The organism is Streptomyces sp. NPDC088794, from assembly GCF_044750545.1.
Lineage (GTDB): Bacteria > Actinomycetota > Actinomycetes > Streptomycetales > Streptomycetaceae > Streptomyces.
The window spans coordinates 352,765-368,973 of sequence record NZ_JBIVKB010000001.1 but is presented as its reverse complement, the minus strand read 5'-3'; the positions used below and the strand labels follow the sequence as shown (position 1 = coordinate 368,973).

The window sequence follows — 16,209 nt, the reverse complement described above, 5'->3', positions numbered from 1 at the left end:
TCTCTCGGTACGTTCTACAGGCCGGGGATGGTGTACGGGCCACGGGGCGGCCCGGCACGTTCGTGTCGCCCGTCCCACGGGGCGTCGATCCGGCGGGCCTGCGCGGGCCGCGGCCCACAGATCACCGTTCGGGCAAGCCTAAGCCGTACGACGGTCGGCGGCGGACGACGGTCAGGCCCGCACCGGCGCCCGCTCGTCCAACAGGCCCGCGCCGCGCAGGTCGTCCCAGACCTGGGCCGGGATCTCCGCGCCGAAGGCCGCCACGTTGCGGTGCACCTCGTCGGCGCTGCGCATGCCGACCACGATGCCCGCGACGGCCGGGTGCCGGAGCGGGAAGGCCATCGCCAGCTCCGGGAGCGTCACGCCGTGTGCTTCGCAGACGTCGGCGATACGGTGCGCGCGCTCCAGCAGGTGTGGCGCGGCGGGCGCGTAGTCGAAGGTGGCGCCCTTGGGAGGCCGGGCCGTGGCGAGCAGCCCGGAGTTGAAGATCGAGGCCGCGATGACCGAGACCTCGCGGGCCGTGCAGGCGGGCAGGAGTGTGTCGAGGGCGCTCTGGTCCAGGAGCGTGTAGCGGCCGGACAGCATGACGGCGTCGACGTCCGACTCCTCGACCAGCCGGGTCAGCCGACCGGGGTCGTACATCCCCGCGCCGATCGCGCCCACCACGCCCTGGGCCCGCAGTTCGACGAGCGCCGGAAGCCCCTCGCGCAACGCTTCCTCGAAGTGCTGCTCCGCGTCGTGCAGGAACAGCACGTCGATACGGTCGACGCCCATCCGCTGAAGCGAGTCCTCCACGCTGCGCAGCACACCGTCCCGCGTGAAGTCCCACACGCGACGGTGGGTGGCGGGCACCGCGAAGCTCTCGTCCATGCGGCCTTCCGGGTCCTGCGGGACCAGCAGCCGGCCGACCTTCGTCGACAGCGTCACCTCGGCACGCGGCTTGGTGCGCAGCAGATCGCCGGTGCGGCGCTCGGAGTGTCCGATGCCGTAGTGCGGGGAGGTGTCGTAGTAGCGGATCCCGCTGTCCCAGGCGGCATCGAGGGCGCCCGCGGCGGTCTCGTCGTCCAGCGGCGCGAAGAGCCCGCCGAGCGGTCCGCCACCGAAGCCCAGCTCCGTGATCCGCACCTTGGTCTGCCCGAGCCGGTTCCGCCGCATGCCCACCGTTCCCCCTGGACGCCTGGTGACGCGCTCATCCTGCCGCGGCCCGTACCGCCTCTCCAAGGGGATTTCCGTGCCCGGTGGATCCCCCGTCAGGCCGGTCGCGGATCGACGTGGATCTTCGGTCCGGGTCCGGCGCCGGCCGGCCGTTGTCCGGCGAGGACGGGCCCGACCTGTTCCAGGGCGACGGTGGCGGCGACCAGTGGGCGCGGGTCGACGGATCCGTCGGCGTAGGCCCGGATGGTGTCGGCGAGGCCGGGGGAGCCGGACAGGACGCCCGTCGCGGTCACGTCCTTGAGGGCGAGTGTCCGGGTGTCGATCCGGCTGGGCTCACCGGCCAGTCCCACGTACACGACCCGCCCGGCAGGCTCGACCAACTCCAGTGCCAGGGCGGGCAGGTGGACGGCGTTCGAGGCGTCCACGACCGCGTCGAAGGGCAGGTCCGGGAGCGACTGCTCCGTCCACACGTGCTCGAAGCCCAGAGCGCGGGCGAAGGTCATGGAGTCCTCGGTACGGCCCATCAGGTGCATCTCCGCACCGGCGGCCCGCACGAACATCGCGACCAACAGCCCTATGGTTCCCGGGCCCAGGACCAGGGTCCGGTCACCGGGGCGCGGTGCGGCGGCCCGTGCCGCGCGCAGGGCGTTGCCGCCCGGCTCGACCAGCGCGCCCAGTTCGGCGTCGACCGAGTCCGGCAGGACGCGCAACGAGGAGACGGGCACCGCGAGTTGCTCCGCCAGGGCACCGTCTCGCGCCCCGCGGATGCCGACCTCCTGTCGCTTCTCGCACACGTGCTGATGCCCCCGACGGCAGCGACGGCAGACACCGCACCCGAGCATGGTGTCGCCCATGACCCGCCGGCCCACCCACACCGGATCGACCCCGGCGCCGACCGCCGCGACCCGGCCGGCCCACTCGTGGCCCAGCCGCAACGGGTAGGCGCAGTGCCCTTGGTGGAGGTAGGCCATCGCCCCGGTGAAGAACTCGACGTCCGTGCCGCACACGCCGACCCGCTCGACGTCGACGACGGCCTCGCCGGGGGCCGCCACCGGCGCCGGGACCTCCTGGACCGCGTACTCCCCGGGGGCCGTCAGCACGAACGCCCGCATCGCGCGGCCGCTCACCGCGGCCCGAGGAGGCACCGGCGTGGCACGAGTCCCGGGATGCCCGGCTCCGGCGTCTGCGTATGCTCCATGGCGTTCCAAAAATTAGACCAACGTGTCGATTATTGGAAGGAGTCCGCCGATGAAGCGCCCCGGCACGACGACGCTCCGCAGCGCGCAGTGGTACGCGGGACAGGACCGCAACGCCTACATCCACCGGGCCTGGATGCGGCGCGGCGCACCGGCGGACGCCTTCACCGGCCGCCCGCAGATCGCCATCGCCAACACCGCGTCGGACCTCACCCCGTGCAACGCGCACCTGAACGAGGTGGCCGCCTCGGTGCGCAACGGCGTGTACGAGGCGGGCGGCATCCCGCTCGATCTGCCCGTGGTGTCCCTGGGGGAGACGCAGGTGCGGCCCACCGCCATGCTCTGGCGGAACATGGCCGCGATGGCGACCGAGGAGATGCTCCGGGCCAACCCCATCGACGGCGTGGTCCTGTTGGGCGGCTGCGACAAGACGATCCCGTCCCTGCTGATGGCCGCCGCCTCGGTGGACCTGCCCGCTGTGGTGGTGCCGGGCGGGCCCATGCTGAACGGGACCTTCCGCGGTACGCCACTGGGCTGCGGCACCGACGTGTGGCGGCTGTCGGAGGAGGTCCGGGCCGGCACGCTCTCCCAGGAGGACTTCACCCGCTCCGAGTCGTCGATGATCCGCAGCCGTGGGCACTGCAACACGATGGGCACCGCCTCGACGATGGCCGTGGTCGCGGAGGCCCTGGGCACGGTCGTCCCCGGCGTCGCCGGCACCCCCGCCCCCGACAGCCGCCTCCTGGAGGCCGCGCACGGCACCGGCCGCCTGGTGGTGGACATGGTCGCCGCGGACCGGCGCCCGGCCACCTTCCTGACCAAGGCGTCCTTCCACAACGCGATCGTGGCGCTGGCCGCCGTCGGCGGATCGACCAACGCGGTCGTCCATCTGCTGGCGATCGCAGGCCGCCTCGGTGTCGACCTGACCCTGGACGACTTCGACCGCATCGGCTCCCGGGTGCCGGTCCTCGTCGACCTCCAGCCGGCCGGCCGCTTCCTCATGGAGGACCTCCACCGCGCCGGCGGCCTGCTCGCCGTCCTGCGCGAGGTCCGCGACCTGCTCGACCCCGACGCCCTGACCGTCACCGGCACACCGCTGGTCGACCACCTCGACGACGCCCCGATCTGGGACCCCGAGGTCATCCGCACCCGCGCCGAACCGCTCGTCGCCGAGGGCGGCATCGCCGTCCTGCGCGGCAACCTCGCACCCGACGGAGCGCTCATCAAGCCCGCGGCGGCCTCCGCGCACCTCCTCCAACACCGGGGCAGGGCCGTCGTGTTCGACAGCATCGAGGACTTCCACGCCCGCATCGACGACCCGGACCTCGACGTCGACGCCGACTCCGTTCTCGTCCTGCGCGGTTGCGGCCCCAAGGGCTATCCCGGCATGCCGGAGGTGTCGAACATGCCGCTGCCGAAGAAGCTCCTCGAACAGGGCGTCCGCGACATGGTCCGCGTCTGCGACGGCCGCATGAGCGGCACGGCCTACGGCACCGTCGTCCTGCACGTGGCCCCGGAGGCCGCGGCCGGCGGCCCGCTCGCCCTCGTGCGCACCGGGGACTTCATCGCCCTCGACGTCCGGGGCCGCCGCATCGACATCGACGTACCGGCCGACGAACTCGCCCGCAGAACCCCCGACAAGGCCACGGTCGACGGCTTCGCCACCCCGCGACGCGGCTGGGAACGCCTCTACGTCGACCACGTCCTCCAGGCCGACACCGGCGCCGACCTCGATTTCCTTGTCGGCTCCAGCGGCTCCGAGGTGAGCCGGGAGTCCCACTGACCGGCCGCAACGCACGTGCACGGCCGCGGAGTTCAGGTGTGCGCAGATGTGGGGCGGATGACGTGATCGGAAACGTATCCTGACGGCGTTCGATTGGTCCGGACCGCGTGCCCACCCTCTCGGGTGGCCGCGTCATGTGCTGAAAGGTGGTCTGCGCCCAACGTGAGCAGTCGTCGCCCGCAGAGCCAGAGCACCAGGCCGACGATGCGCGATGTCGCCGAGCGGGCCGGGGTCGCCCTGGTCACCGTGTCGCGGGTCGTCAACGGCATCGGGGCGGTCCGCGAGGAGACGGCCGACCGGGTGCACGCGGCGATCAGCGAGATCGGGTACCGGCGCAACGAGATCGCGCGCTCCCTGCGGCCCGGGCAGAACTCGCTGACCATCGGCCTGCTGCTCGGCGACCTGACCAACCCGTTCTACGCCTCCCTGGCGAAGGCGGCGGTCGAGGTGATGTCCGACGCCGGGTACGCCGTGCTGCTCAGCACCGCCGACGAGGACCCGGAGGTCGAACGCCGGGCCGTGGGCGAGCTGATCGGGCGACGTGTGGCCGGGCTCATCATCGTGCCCGACCAGGGTGACCACGCGTTTCTGCGCGAGGTCAACGGTCACGACCAGGTGCCCGTCGTCTTCGTGGACCGGCCCGCCACCGGAGCCGAGGCCGACGTCGTCCTCGTCGACAACGAGGGCGGCGGACGCACCGCGACCCAGCACCTGATCGACCACGGCCACCGCCGGATCGCGATCCTTGTCGCCCCCTCGTACTACACCACCGGCCGCCGACTGCGCGGATACCGCAAGGCCCTGCGGCACAGCGGCATCGACGCCGACGAGACCCTGGTGGTCGCCCTCCCGCGCGGCACCATGGAGGAGGCCTCCGCCGCCACCCACGCCCTGCTCACCTCGCATAACCCGCCGACGGCGATCTTCTCGACCACGAGCTTCCTCACCGAAGGCGTCCTGCGGATCAGCCGCCAACTGGGCGCCCGTATCGCCGTGGTGGGGTTCGACGACTTCAAACTGGCCGACATGCTCCCGACCCCGGTCACGGTGGTCACCTCGGACACCGAGGAACTCGGCCGGCGCGCCGCGCACTTGCTGATCGACCGCATCGAGGGCGGAGCCGGTCCCTTCCAACGAATCGTGCTGCCTTCGCAGTTGATAGCTCGCGGCACGGGCGAGACGGCTCCGCTCTAGCCCAACAGCCTTTCTGGTGCAGACCATTGACCGTCCCTCAGAGAGGTGCCACCTTCATCATGGATACGTTTCCATAGCTCCGGACGTACGAGGCTCTCCGCCCGTCCCCGCCCCTGTCCGCCCCCACAGCGCAGCAGGAGACACAGACATGACCGTCCCCCTGATCCGGCTGAGACCCCTCAGAGCGGCGCTCGCGATGGTGCTGTTCCTCGTGCTCGCTCCACCCCTGCTCCTCATGAAGGCGGCCCCGGACGCCCACGCCCTGGAGAACGGTCTGGCCCGCACGCCCCCGATGGGCTGGAACGACTGGAACGCCTTCGGCTGCAACGTCACCGAGCAGCTGGTCAAGCAGACGGCCGACCAATTGGTCTCCTCGGGTCTGAAGGACGCGGGCTACCAGTACGTCAACATCGACGACTGCTGGATGACCTCGGCCCGCGACTCCGCCGGTCAACTGGTCCCGGACCCGGTCAAGTTCCCCAGCGGAATCAGCGGCACCGCCGCCTACGTGCACTCCAAGGGCCTCAAGCTCGGCATCTACGAGAGCGCCGGCACCGCCACCTGCGCCGGCTACCCGGGCAGCCTCGGCCATGAGCAGACGGACGCGAACAGCTTCGCCGCCTGGGGCGTCGACTACCTGAAGTACGACAACTGCAACCACCAGAACGTGCCCGACCAGCAGCGCTACACCGCCATGCGCGACGCCCTGGGCAACACCGGGCGTCCGATCGTCTACAGCCTCTGCAACTGGGGCCTGGCGGACGTGTGGACCTGGGGCGCGGGCGTCGGCAACAGCTGGCGCACCACCGGCGACATCAACGTCAACTTCTCGACGGTGGTGTCGATCTACAAGGCCAACGTCAAGCTCGCCGCGTACGCCAAGCCCGGTGCCTGGAACGACCCGGACATGCTGGAGGTCGGCAACGGCCTGTCGTTCACCGAGGACCGCTCCCACTTCAGCCTCTGGGCCGAGATGGCCGCGCCGCTGATCGCCGGGAACGACATGCGCAGCGCCACGCCGGCCACCCTCTCGCTCTACGGCAACAAGGACGTCATCGCCGTCGACCAGGACTCCCTCGGCAAGCAGGGCACCGAGATCTCCTCGTCGGGCGGGCTGCACGTGCTGACCAAGCCCCTGGCCAACGGTGATGTGTCGGTGGTCCTGTTCAACGAGAACTCGAGCGCGGCCACCATCACCACCTCGGCCGCCGCGGCGGGCCTCCCGGCCGCCTCGTCGTACCGGCTGAACAACCTCTGGTCCCACCAGATCAGCAGCACGACCGGCGCGATCGCGGCGAACGTCCCGGGCCACGGCTCGGTCATGTACCGGGTCTCCGTCGGCAGCGGTACCAGCGTCGGGACGACCCACCCGCTGATCGGCGCCTCCTCCAACCGCTGCCTCGACGCCTACAACGGCGAGACCACCCCCGGCACGAAGATCGAGATCTGGGACTGCGGCGGCGGCACCAACCAGGCCGTCACCCTCACCGCGGCCGGTGAACTCCGGCTCTACGGCGGCACCCAGTGCCTGGACGCGTACAACAACCAGACCTCCGCCGGCACCAAGGTGCAGCTCTACACCTGCAACGGCGGCGCCAACCAGAAGTGGAGCCTCAACCCCAACGGCACCGTCACCGGCACCCAGTCCGGGCTCTGCCTCGACGTCACCGGAGGCGACAAGCCCGCCGGGAACGTCAACGGCACCCAGATCGAGCTGTGGACGTGCAACGGCGGCGCCAACCAGCAGTGGCGCCTGGGCTGACGGTCTCTCATCGGGCCGATGGCCCTTCATCGGGCTGACGGCGCCCACCATCCCCCCACGCCGATGGAGCTGACATGACCTCAACCACACGACGCGTCCGAAGAGTTGTGACCGGCCTGATCGCCGCCCTGGCCCTGCTCGCCCCGGTCACCACCGGTGTCGCGAGCGCCGCCCCCGAGGCCACGATCTGCAACAAGTACTGCGACGCCCGCGACCCGGCCCAGTCCCCGGGTGACCGCCAGCCGGTCACTGCGACCATCTACTCGCGCACCCTTGCCCTGCACTTCGACGACACCGACGCGATGGGCTGGGCCTCGATCACCAACGGCAGCCCGGGCGACGAGACCTGGCTCGACCGCTCCTTCGACGGCGGCCGCACCTGGAGCTCGGGCAGCAAGCTGGGCGACACCACCGTCCCCGCGGGGCAACGGGGTTGGCGCACCCTGATGTACAACGTCGACGACTGGAACAACAACGGCGTCGGCGCGCTGCGGGCCTGCGGCAAGGCGGGGGACCGCCCCGAGATCGCCTGCACCGCGTGGGCCCGCACCACCTGGAACGCGTACAGCCGTCCCACGGCGGCGGCCACCGCGCTGATGCAGTCGTACAACAACTCCACCGGACTGTTCGACACGACCGGCTGGTGGAACTCCGCCAACGCCCTGACCGCGATCATCGACAACATCCGGGTCACGGGCATGCCCAGCTACAAGTACGCCGTCGCGAACACCTACGACCGTCAACTGGGCGCCCAGGGCGGCCAGTTCCGCAACGACTACATCGACGACACCGGGTGGTGGGGACTCGCCTGGGTCGCCGCGTACGACCTGACCGGGGACAGCCGCTATCTCAACACCGCCCGTGCCGACGCCGATTACATGGCGCGGTACTGGGACTCGACGTGCGGCGGCGGGGTGTGGTGGAGCACGGCGAAGACGTACAAGAACGCGATCGCCAACTCCCTCTACCTGGAGCTCAACGCGGCCCTGCACAACCGGATCGCCGGCGACACGGTCTATCTCGGACGGGCCAACGCCGACTGGGCGTGGTTCAAGGGCACCGGCATGATCAACGGTTCGCATCTGGTCAACGACGGCATCGACCTGTCGACCTGCCGCAACAACGGGTCCACAGCATGGTCGTACAACCAGGGCGTACTCCTCGGCGGTCTCGCCGAGTTGTACCGCGCGACGGGCGACTCGACCCTGCTGACCACCGGCCGGCAGATCGGTGACGCCTCGACCACCTCCACCGCGCTCAACTCCGCCGGCATCCTGCGCGAGCCGTGCGAGACGAACGGCTGCGGGGCCGACGGACCCTCCTTCAAGGGCGCCTACGTCCGCGGTCTCGGCTCCTTCAACTCCCTGCTCTCCGACCGCCCTTACACGTCCTACTTGGCCCGCCAGGCCAACTCCGCCTACGCCAACGACCGCAATGCCCTCGACGCGTACGGACTGCACTGGGCGGGGCCCGTCGACTCCACGGACGCGGCCCGACAGCAGAGCGCGGTCGATCTGATGAACGCGGCACCCTGATCGGCCATCGCCCGATTGCCAGTCTCCGCCCCGGGGAGCGTTCGGGGAACGGTCGACGTGACCGTTCCCCGAACACCTAGGAGTTGTCCGATCGATCATGTTCGGAGCCAGATGACGAGTGCTGCCGCGGTTGCTGTTCCGAGGCAGACGTAGCCGCGCTTGTCATATCGAGTGGCGACGGCTCGATCGTTCTTGAGCCGGTTGATGGACCGTTCGACAGTGTTGCGTTTCTTGTACCGTTCCTCGTCGAAGCCGGGTGGCCGTCTGCCGCGTGAGCCTTTGCGCAGGCGGGCGGCTTGACTGTCGGGCCACCCGGCGGGCGACGAGGCTCTGCCACGGCGTCTCGTCCTGGTGTTCTGTCTGCACGTCCTCCTTTGGGCCGGGAGTCGGCGGCGGGTCGGTGCGAGCACTGGCGGCGTGTTGATGAGCCCGAACGATCGTGGAGTCGACCGAGACGTCCCAGTCGATCTCCCCGGCCGCGTCGCCCTCGGCCTGGACCTGTTGGAGCAGGCTCTCCCAAGTTCCATCGGCCGACCACAGCCGGTGCCGTTCGACCGTCTTCCACGGCCCGAACCGTTCGGGCAGGTAATGCCACTGCACGCCGGTCCGCACCCGGTGCAGAATCCCGTCGATCACCTGCCGGTGATCCCGCCACCTGCCGCAACGGCCGTTGCTTACCGGCAGGAACGGCCGCAACCGTTCCCACTCGGCATCCGTGAGATCACCCCGCCCCATGTGCAAATCAAGGACCCAGGCAGGGAACAGTCACATAATCAACTGGACAACTCCTAGCCGCACCTAGCATGGACGTATGCGACCCGGCGCGGGGGAACGTGACGGTACGGACATGTGGGAGGTCGCTCTTCCGGAGCGGCCGCTGCAGGTGCCTGGGGTCCAGATGGCCGGCTTTCGGGACCGGGGGGTGGTGCCGATCGATCTGAGGGTGATTCCGCAGCCCGCAGTGAGTCTGGCGCTGGAGTTCGGTTCGGGGACGCCGTTCGTGGAACAGGACGGTGGGTGGCAGTTGCGCGGAAGTATCGTTGCCGGGCTCGGGGCCGGGGCGTCCGGCACGGTGCGGGTGCGGGGCGGGAGTTACGAGGGTGTGCAGGTGAGGCTGTCACCGCTGGTCGTGCGTGCGGCGCTGGGGGTTTCGCCCGCCGAGTTGGACGGGGCCGTGTTCGGGCTGGAGGAGCTGTGGGGTCGGGAGGCCTTGCGGATCCGAGAGGGGCTGGACAACGCCTCCACCTGGGAGCAGCGCTTCGGGCTGACGAACGCGCTGCTGGCCCGGCGGATCGCCGAGGGGCCGGCTGTGGACGCCGAGGTGGGGTGGGCGTGGCGGCGGATCGTCGCGAATCAGGGTGTGGTGAAGGTCGAGGGCCTGGCGACTGAGGTCGGCTGGAGCCGGAAGCGCCTGTGGGCCCGGTTCCAGGCGCAGATCGGTCTGCCGCCCAAGCGCGCCGCGGATCTGGTCCGGTTCGACCACGCCGTGCACCGTCTGACCGCCGGTGAACCCCCCACTCTGGTCGCGGCGGAGAGCGGCTACGCCGACCAGTCCCACCTGCACCGCGACATCGTGGCGCGGACCGGGGCGACCCCGGTGACCGTGGTGGGTGACCCCTGGCTGGAGGTCGACGACATGGCCTGGAGCGACTGACGGAACATTTCTTCAAGACACCGGCCGCCGCACTGGCGATGCTGTGCGTATGTCGAACCCACACGATCGTCTCCCTCGCCCCCGCTACGGTGTCGACGCTCCGGCGTTCCCCGCCCTGACCGGCGCCGTTGGCGTCGCCTGCTGCCTCGCCGCCACCCGGTGGCGGCCGAGTCGACGTGGACGAGCCACCACGGCCGCCGTCGGCGCGGCGGTGCTCGCGTCCACCGGGGTGTATCTGCACACCACGCTGCGCGGCAAACTCCGCTTCTGGGAGCGGGAGCTGGACCGGATCGGCCTGAAGGGCGGCGAGCAGCTGCTCGACCTCGGCTGCGGCCGCGGCATGGTGCTGATCGAGGCAGCGACGCGGCTGCCGAAGGGACGTGCCCACGGCGTCGACCTGTGGACCGGCGACCAGAGCGGCAACAACCCCGAGGCCACCCTGGCCAACGGCGCGGCGGCCGGGGTGGCTGGCCGGGTCGAGGTGCACACGGCCGACATGACCGAGCTGCCGTTCGAGGACGCGTCCTTCGACGTAGTGACGAGCGCGATGGCCATCCACAACATCCCCTCGCGCGAGGCGCGCCGCAGTGCCGTGGACGAGGCGATGCGCGTGCTGCGCCCCGGCGGGCAGCTGGTCGTCGCGGACTTGTGGTGGGCGCTCAAGGGCTACACAGCGCACCTCGGACAGGGCACGCTGCGCCCGGTTGGGCCCGGGTACTGGTACGGCGGGCCGTGGTTCGCCGTCACGCTGTTCCGTGTCGTGAAGGAGTCGGCCCCGACGGGTGAGGAGTCGTGCTGACCGCGCGACCGCAGCATTGGCTGCTGCTCCTGTCCTCGCTCGCGTCCGTCGCGCTGTTCGCAGTCGTGACGGCCCCCCGTCAGGCCAGCGGCCGCCGTGGCGCTGGACGCCTTCGTGCTGCGGACGGTGGTCGTCCCGGCGGTCATGCACCTGTGCGGACGCGCCAACTGGTGGTTGCCCGCCGGGACGACCACCGTCTGCCCCACCTGACGGTCGAGCCGCCGCCGGAGGAGGAGCAGCCCGCCCACGCGCCGGGACCCGCCCTGGTGTGACGGGCCCCGGCCGTGGACGGGACGCTGACGCTGAACCGCGGACCAGTACATGATCGACCGGACAACTCCTAGTTGGCGATGCGGTAGGCGCTGACCCACTTGCCGATGCTGCTGTAGCCGGAACCGTCGATGACGATTGAAGCGCCGCTGCGATTGGCGTCGTCCCACAGCTCCACCCTGCGGGTGACGACCTCGGTACGGGCGGACCGAATTCGGTCGGTCCAACCGCTACCGACGCGATAGCAGGTCCCGATGTCTCCGTTGAACCATCCGTCCGGACCCTTCCGGTCCGTTTCGGAGAACCTGGCGCCTCAACGTAGGCGTCCGAGAACGACAGCCTCCAGGGTTTAGGGGACGCCTGAAGTGTGTTTGGCGTCGGGCCGCGCCCTTTCACGGAGGCGTCACAGGACCGCCCCCATCCGCAAGCAGCCCGCGCAGGAGGACTGGCTCACCCTGCCCGGCGCGGTCCTGGCCACTGCGGGCCTGCCCATGCCCACCCTCGACCCGGAGCAGGCCCTCCTCATCGAGGTCCGCCGCCAGGACTGAGCACATGGGAGGGACCACGCCCACGGCAGTCCTGCGGTGACGTGCCCGGCTAGGCGCCCTTGAACTGCGCGGTGACCGCGGCCACGCGCTTGCCCTGGTAGAGGGCGGCGGCCCGGGCGGTGTCGTCGACGGGGATCGCGCCCTGGCCGTTGACATGGCTGGTGCCGTACGGGTTGCCGTCGGCGAACTTCACCGGGTCCGTGTAGCCGGGGGTGACGATGATGCCGCCGAAGTGGTGCACGGAGTTGTAGAGCGCGAGCAGGGTGGACTCCTGGCCGCCGTGCGCGGTGGCGGTGGCCGTGAAGCCGCTGTAGATCTTGTCGGCCAGCTTGCCCTGCGCCCACAGCCCGCCGAGCGTGTCGATGAACTGCTTCAGCTGGCTGGCGATGTTGCCGAACCGGGTGGGGCTGCCGAATATCACGGCGTCGGCCCACTCGACGTCGGCCTGGGTCGCCACCGGTACGTCCTTGGTGGCCGCGGCGTGCGCCGACCATGCGTCGTTGCTGGCGATGGCCTCCTCGGGGGCGAGCTCGGAGACGCGCAGAAGCCGCACCTCCGCACCCTCCTTGCGGGCACCTTCCGCCACCGACTCGGCCAACTCGTGCACGGTGCCCGTCGACGAGTAGTAGATGACTGCGATCTTGGGGGACATCGGGATTTCCTCTCGCTGCACTGCGGCGCTACTACTTGCTTTAGCAAGTATCATCACCGTCTTGAAATGCTTTGTCAAGCAAATAATAAGTGCGCTTCAGTGGTCCTACCGGGAACTCAAGAACTCGAGAACTCGGGAAGGGGGGTGGGCGATGCCGACACCGCTGAGTAGCGCGGAGGAACGCCTCTGGCGCTCACTGCAGAGGGTGCTCGTGGCGCTGCCGCGCGCCCTTCACGAGGATCTGCTGCGTTCCACGGGTCTGTCGCTCAGTCAGTACCTCGTCCTGATGAACCTCTCCGAGGCGGACGGCAACCGCATGCGCATGACCGACCTGGCCCTCGCCACGGGCTTGTCCGCGAGCCGTATCACCCGGCTCGTGGAGGCCCTGCGGACGCAGGGTCTGGTGGTCAAGCGGACCCCCTCGACGGATGCCCGGGGGAGCGTGGCCGTCCTCACGGAAGCCGGCCGGCAGCGGCTGCTGGGTGCCTGTCCGGCCCATCTCGCCAGCGCGCGCCGACGCGTCATGGACCAGCTCGACCCCGCCCTGGTCCAGAGGCTGGCGGGGGAGCTACAGGCGGTGGCCGACCCGCTCGTCTTCCGGTGCCGTCGCGCCGGCCCCGACCGGACGCTCTGAACTGCCAAGTTTGTCCAGGGAGTTGACAAACTCCTGACGGATCGCCAGCATGCAATTCGCCTGCAGAAGAAAGAAATCGGACGACCAGATCTCGCAAATACTCTGCAGCAGAGCACCGCTGATGCACGCGGCAAGCGCGGCCGGCGCGCGCCTTGCCTGACTCCCCACCGTCAGGAAGGAAGCTCTGTCATGTCTCAGCGCCCCCGCTCGGGGCTCAGATGGCTCACTGCCCTCGCACTCATCCTCCCAGCAGTCGTCGCGGTGTCGCCCTCGGGCGCCGCCGCCGCGCCCCAGGACATCCCGCCCGGCGACTACCAACACGTCCAACTCGCGGGCGGCGCGGCCGAACTGGGGGAACCCATGTCCCTGGCCGTCCTGCCGGACCGTTCGACCCTGCACACCGCGCGGGACGGCACGATCCGCCTGACCGACGCCGTCGGCAACACCAAGGTGGCCGCCAAACTCGACGTCTACACCCATGACGAAGAGGGCCTCCAGGGCATCGCCGTCGACCCCGCCTTCACGACCAACCGGTACGTCTACGCGTACTACTCGCCGAAACTCAACACTCCGGCGGGAGACGCTCCTACCACCGGTGGCGCCGCGGACTTCGAGCCGTGGAAAGGACACCTGAACCTCTCGCGCTTCGTCCTGAAGAGCGACGGCACCCTGGACCTGGCGAGCGAGAAGGTCGTGCTCGAGGTCGCCAACGACCGCGGCCAGTGCTGCCACGTCGGCGGGGACATCGACTTCGACGCGGCCGGCAACCTCTATCTGACCACCGGCGACGACACCAACCCCTTCGACTCCGCCGGGTACACGCCCATCGACGAACGCGCGGACCGCAACCCGCAGTTCGACGCCCAGCGCAGCTCCGGCAACACCAACGACCTGCGGGGCAAGGTCCTCCGTATCAAGCCCACCGCCGCCGGCGGCTACACCGTCCCGGCCGGCAACCTGTTCGCGCCCGGCACCTCGGGCACTCGGCCCGAGATCTACGCCATGGGCTTCCGCAACCCGTTCCGCATGTCCGTGGACCGGGCCACCGGAATCGTCTACCTCGGCGACTACGGTCCCGACGCGGGCGGCGCCGACGCCAACCGCGGTCCCGGCGGCCAGGTCGAGTTCGACCGCATCACCGCGCCGGGCAACTACGGCTGGCCCTACTGCACGGGCACCAACACCACCGCCGAGACGTACAACGAGTACACGTTCCCGAGCGGACCCTCCGCCGCCAAGTACGACTGCGCGGGCGGCCCGACGAACAACTCCGCCCGCAACACCGGACAGTCGAAACTGCCACCCGCCAAAGCGAGTTGGATCAGATACGGCGGGGACGGATCACCGCCCGAGTTCGGCGGCGGCTCGGAGTCCCCGATGGGCGGCGAGGTCTACCGGTTCGACCCGAATCTCACCTCCTCCGTCAAGTTCCCCCAGTCCCTGGACGGCCGCTACCTCGCCGCCGAGTACGGACGGCAGTGGATCAAGTCGATCGAGGTCAAGAGCGACGGCACGTACGGGACCATCGAGGACTTCCCCTGGAACGGCACCCAGGTGATGGACACGGACTTCGGGCCCGACGGCGCGCTGTACGTCCTGGACTACGGAACCGGCAACAACAACCAGGCCCTGTACCGGATCGAGTACATCGGGGGCAGCAACCGCAATCCGGTGGCCAAGGCGGCCGCTGACAAGACCTCCGGAGCCCTGCCGCTGACGGTGCAGTTCTCCTCCCAGGGCAGCAGCGACCCCGAGGGCAGACCCCTCACCTACTCGTGGGACTTCGGTGACGGAGCCACCTCCACCCAGGCCAGTCCGAGCCACACCTACACCAGCAGCGGAACCTTCCGTCCCACCCTCACGGTGAAGGACCCCGAAGGCCTCGCCGGCACGGCCAGTCTCGTCATCACCGCCGGCAACACCGCCCCGACCGTCACGCTGCAGACCCCCGCCGACGGGCAGTTGTTCTCCTTCGGCGACAGCGTGCCCTTCCGCGTCCAGGCGACCGACCCCGAGGACGGCAGCGTCGACTGCGCCAAGGTCAAGGTGACCTACCTCCTGGGCCACGACAGCCACACCCACTCCATCACGTCCGCGAATGGCTGCTCCGGCACCCTCACCATCCCCCAGGACGGCGAGCACGACAGCGCCGCCAACCTCTACGGCGTCTTCGATGCCGAGTACACCGACAACGGCGGTCTCACCGGACACTCCCTGCGCACGCTGCAACCCCGTCACCGGCAGGCGGAGCACTTCACCGCTCAGTCCGGCATCGAGGCCGCGACGCACGGTCCTGCCGAGGGCGGCCGAACCGTCGGGTTCACCGACAACGGCGACTGGATCTCCTTCAAGCCGTACGCCCTCACCGGCGCCAACCGGTTCACCGCCCGCGTCTCCTCGGCCGGCGCCGGAGGCACCATCGAGATCCGCGCGGGTTCCGCCACCGGCACCCTGCTGGGCACCACCACCGTTCCGGTGACCGGCAGTTGGGAGACCTTCACCGACGTCTCCACGGCACTGTCCAACATCCCTGCCGGCAGCACCGAGCTGTTCCTGGTCTTCCGCGGACCGACCGGCCAGGGCAACCTCTTCGACCTCGACGCGTTCACGTTCGGCACCACCGTCACCGGCACCGCGCGGGAGGCGGAGGCGTTCACCTCGGGTTCCGGTGTCCAGGCCGCCGCCCACACGGCGGCCAGCGGCGGGCAGACCCTCGGCTACATCGACAACGGCGACTGGGCGGGCTACGCGAGCGTCTCCACCGCCGGAGCCTCCGGCTTCTCCGCCAAGGTCTCCTCGGCCGGGGCCGGCGGCACCGTACAGATCCGCTCCGGCTCGGCGACCGGAACCCTGCTCGGCTCGGTCACCGTCCCGGTGACCGGCGGCTGGGAGACGTTCACCACCGTCAGCACCTCGCTCGGCGCCGGCGGATCGGGCCCGCTCTTCCTGTCCTTCACCGGTGGCAGCGGATCGCTCTTCGACATCGACACCTTCACCCTGACCGCCTCGGCACGAAAGGGGAGTTGA

12 protein-coding genes and 2 pseudogenes are annotated in these 16,209 nt (G+C 70.1%); 10 read left to right on the top strand and 4 right to left on the bottom strand.

Annotated elements, in window-relative coordinates; genetic code table 11:
* Window positions 1-171: 171 nt before the first annotated feature.
* Together ACIP6U_RS01765 and ACIP6U_RS01760 are read right to left on the bottom strand one after the other, a co-directional pair.
* A complete protein-coding gene (locus ACIP6U_RS01765) occupies window positions 172-1,155 on the bottom strand; it encodes an aldo/keto reductase (protein WP_401711394.1) in 984 nt (327 codons plus the stop codon).
* Window positions 1,156-1,250: 95 nt separating this feature from the next.
* Window positions 1,251-2,267: a zinc-binding dehydrogenase gene (locus tag ACIP6U_RS01760; protein ID WP_401712873.1), complete on the bottom strand. Its 1,017-nt coding sequence runs from the start codon at window positions 2,265-2,267 to the stop codon at window positions 1,251-1,253.
* A gap of 136 nt (window positions 2,268-2,403) precedes the next feature.
* On the opposite strand from ACIP6U_RS01760, the gene ACIP6U_RS01755 reads away from it, so the two are divergent.
* The 4 genes from ACIP6U_RS01755 to ACIP6U_RS01740 all read left to right on the top strand — a co-directional run bounded on the left by ACIP6U_RS01755 (window position 2,404) and on the right by ACIP6U_RS01740 (window position 8,625).
* A complete protein-coding gene (locus ACIP6U_RS01755) occupies window positions 2,404-4,134 on the top strand; it encodes an IlvD/Edd family dehydratase (RefSeq protein ID WP_401711391.1) in 1,731 nt (576 codons plus the stop codon).
* 162 nt (window positions 4,135-4,296) lie between these two features.
* Window positions 4,297-5,328 (top strand): LacI family DNA-binding transcriptional regulator, encoded by a 1,032-nt coding sequence (locus ACIP6U_RS01750; protein WP_401711388.1) that lies wholly within the window; start codon window positions 4,297-4,299, stop codon window positions 5,326-5,328.
* A 148-nt stretch (window positions 5,329-5,476) separates the two neighbouring features.
* Window positions 5,477-7,090, top strand: a complete 1,614-nt coding sequence (locus ACIP6U_RS01745) for a glycoside hydrolase family 27 protein (protein ID WP_401711385.1) — start codon at window positions 5,477-5,479, stop codon at window positions 7,088-7,090.
* A gap of 74 nt (window positions 7,091-7,164) precedes the next feature.
* On the top strand, window positions 7,165-8,625 hold the full coding sequence (locus tag ACIP6U_RS01740; RefSeq protein WP_401711383.1) for a glycoside hydrolase family 76 protein: 1,461 nt from the start codon (window positions 7,165-7,167) through the stop codon (window positions 8,623-8,625).
* 95 nt (window positions 8,626-8,720) lie between these two features.
* On the opposite strand, the pseudogene ACIP6U_RS01735 reads toward ACIP6U_RS01740, so the two are convergent.
* Window positions 8,721-9,360 (bottom strand): annotated as a pseudogene (locus ACIP6U_RS01735) (IS5 family transposase).
* Window positions 9,361-9,523: 163 nt separating this feature from the next.
* Here ACIP6U_RS01735 and ACIP6U_RS01730 point away from each other — a divergent pair.
* From ACIP6U_RS01730 to ACIP6U_RS01715, 4 genes and pseudogenes are all read left to right on the top strand, one after another.
* A complete protein-coding gene (locus ACIP6U_RS01730; protein WP_401711381.1) occupies window positions 9,524-10,279 on the top strand; it encodes a helix-turn-helix domain-containing protein in 756 nt (251 codons plus the stop codon).
* Window positions 10,280-10,328: 49 nt separating this feature from the next.
* On the top strand, window positions 10,329-11,078 hold the full coding sequence (locus ACIP6U_RS01725) for a class I SAM-dependent methyltransferase (RefSeq protein ID WP_401711379.1): 750 nt from the start codon (window positions 10,329-10,331) through the stop codon (window positions 11,076-11,078).
* Between the two features lie 87 nt (window positions 11,079-11,165).
* Window positions 11,166-11,350, top strand: a pseudogene (locus ACIP6U_RS01720) (hypothetical protein); the annotation flags it as partial.
* A 369-nt stretch (window positions 11,351-11,719) separates the two neighbouring features.
* Window positions 11,720-11,896, top strand: coding sequence for a hypothetical protein (locus ACIP6U_RS01715; protein WP_401711376.1), 177 nt, complete (start codon window positions 11,720-11,722; stop codon window positions 11,894-11,896).
* A gap of 49 nt (window positions 11,897-11,945) precedes the next feature.
* Here the strand turns inward: ACIP6U_RS01715 and wrbA are convergent, their stop codons facing one another.
* Window positions 11,946-12,548, bottom strand: a complete 603-nt coding sequence (gene wrbA, locus ACIP6U_RS01710; protein WP_401711374.1) for an NAD(P)H:quinone oxidoreductase — start codon at window positions 12,546-12,548, stop codon at window positions 11,946-11,948.
* Between the two features lie 151 nt (window positions 12,549-12,699).
* On the opposite strand from wrbA, the gene ACIP6U_RS01705 reads away from it, so the two are divergent.
* Both ACIP6U_RS01705 and ACIP6U_RS01700 read left to right on the top strand, forming a co-directional pair.
* Window positions 12,700-13,182 (top strand): MarR family winged helix-turn-helix transcriptional regulator, encoded by a 483-nt coding sequence (locus ACIP6U_RS01705; protein ID WP_401711371.1) that lies wholly within the window; start codon window positions 12,700-12,702, stop codon window positions 13,180-13,182.
* A 189-nt stretch (window positions 13,183-13,371) separates the two neighbouring features.
* A complete protein-coding gene (locus ACIP6U_RS01700; protein ID WP_401711367.1) occupies window positions 13,372-16,209 on the top strand; it encodes a carbohydrate-binding protein in 2,838 nt (945 codons plus the stop codon).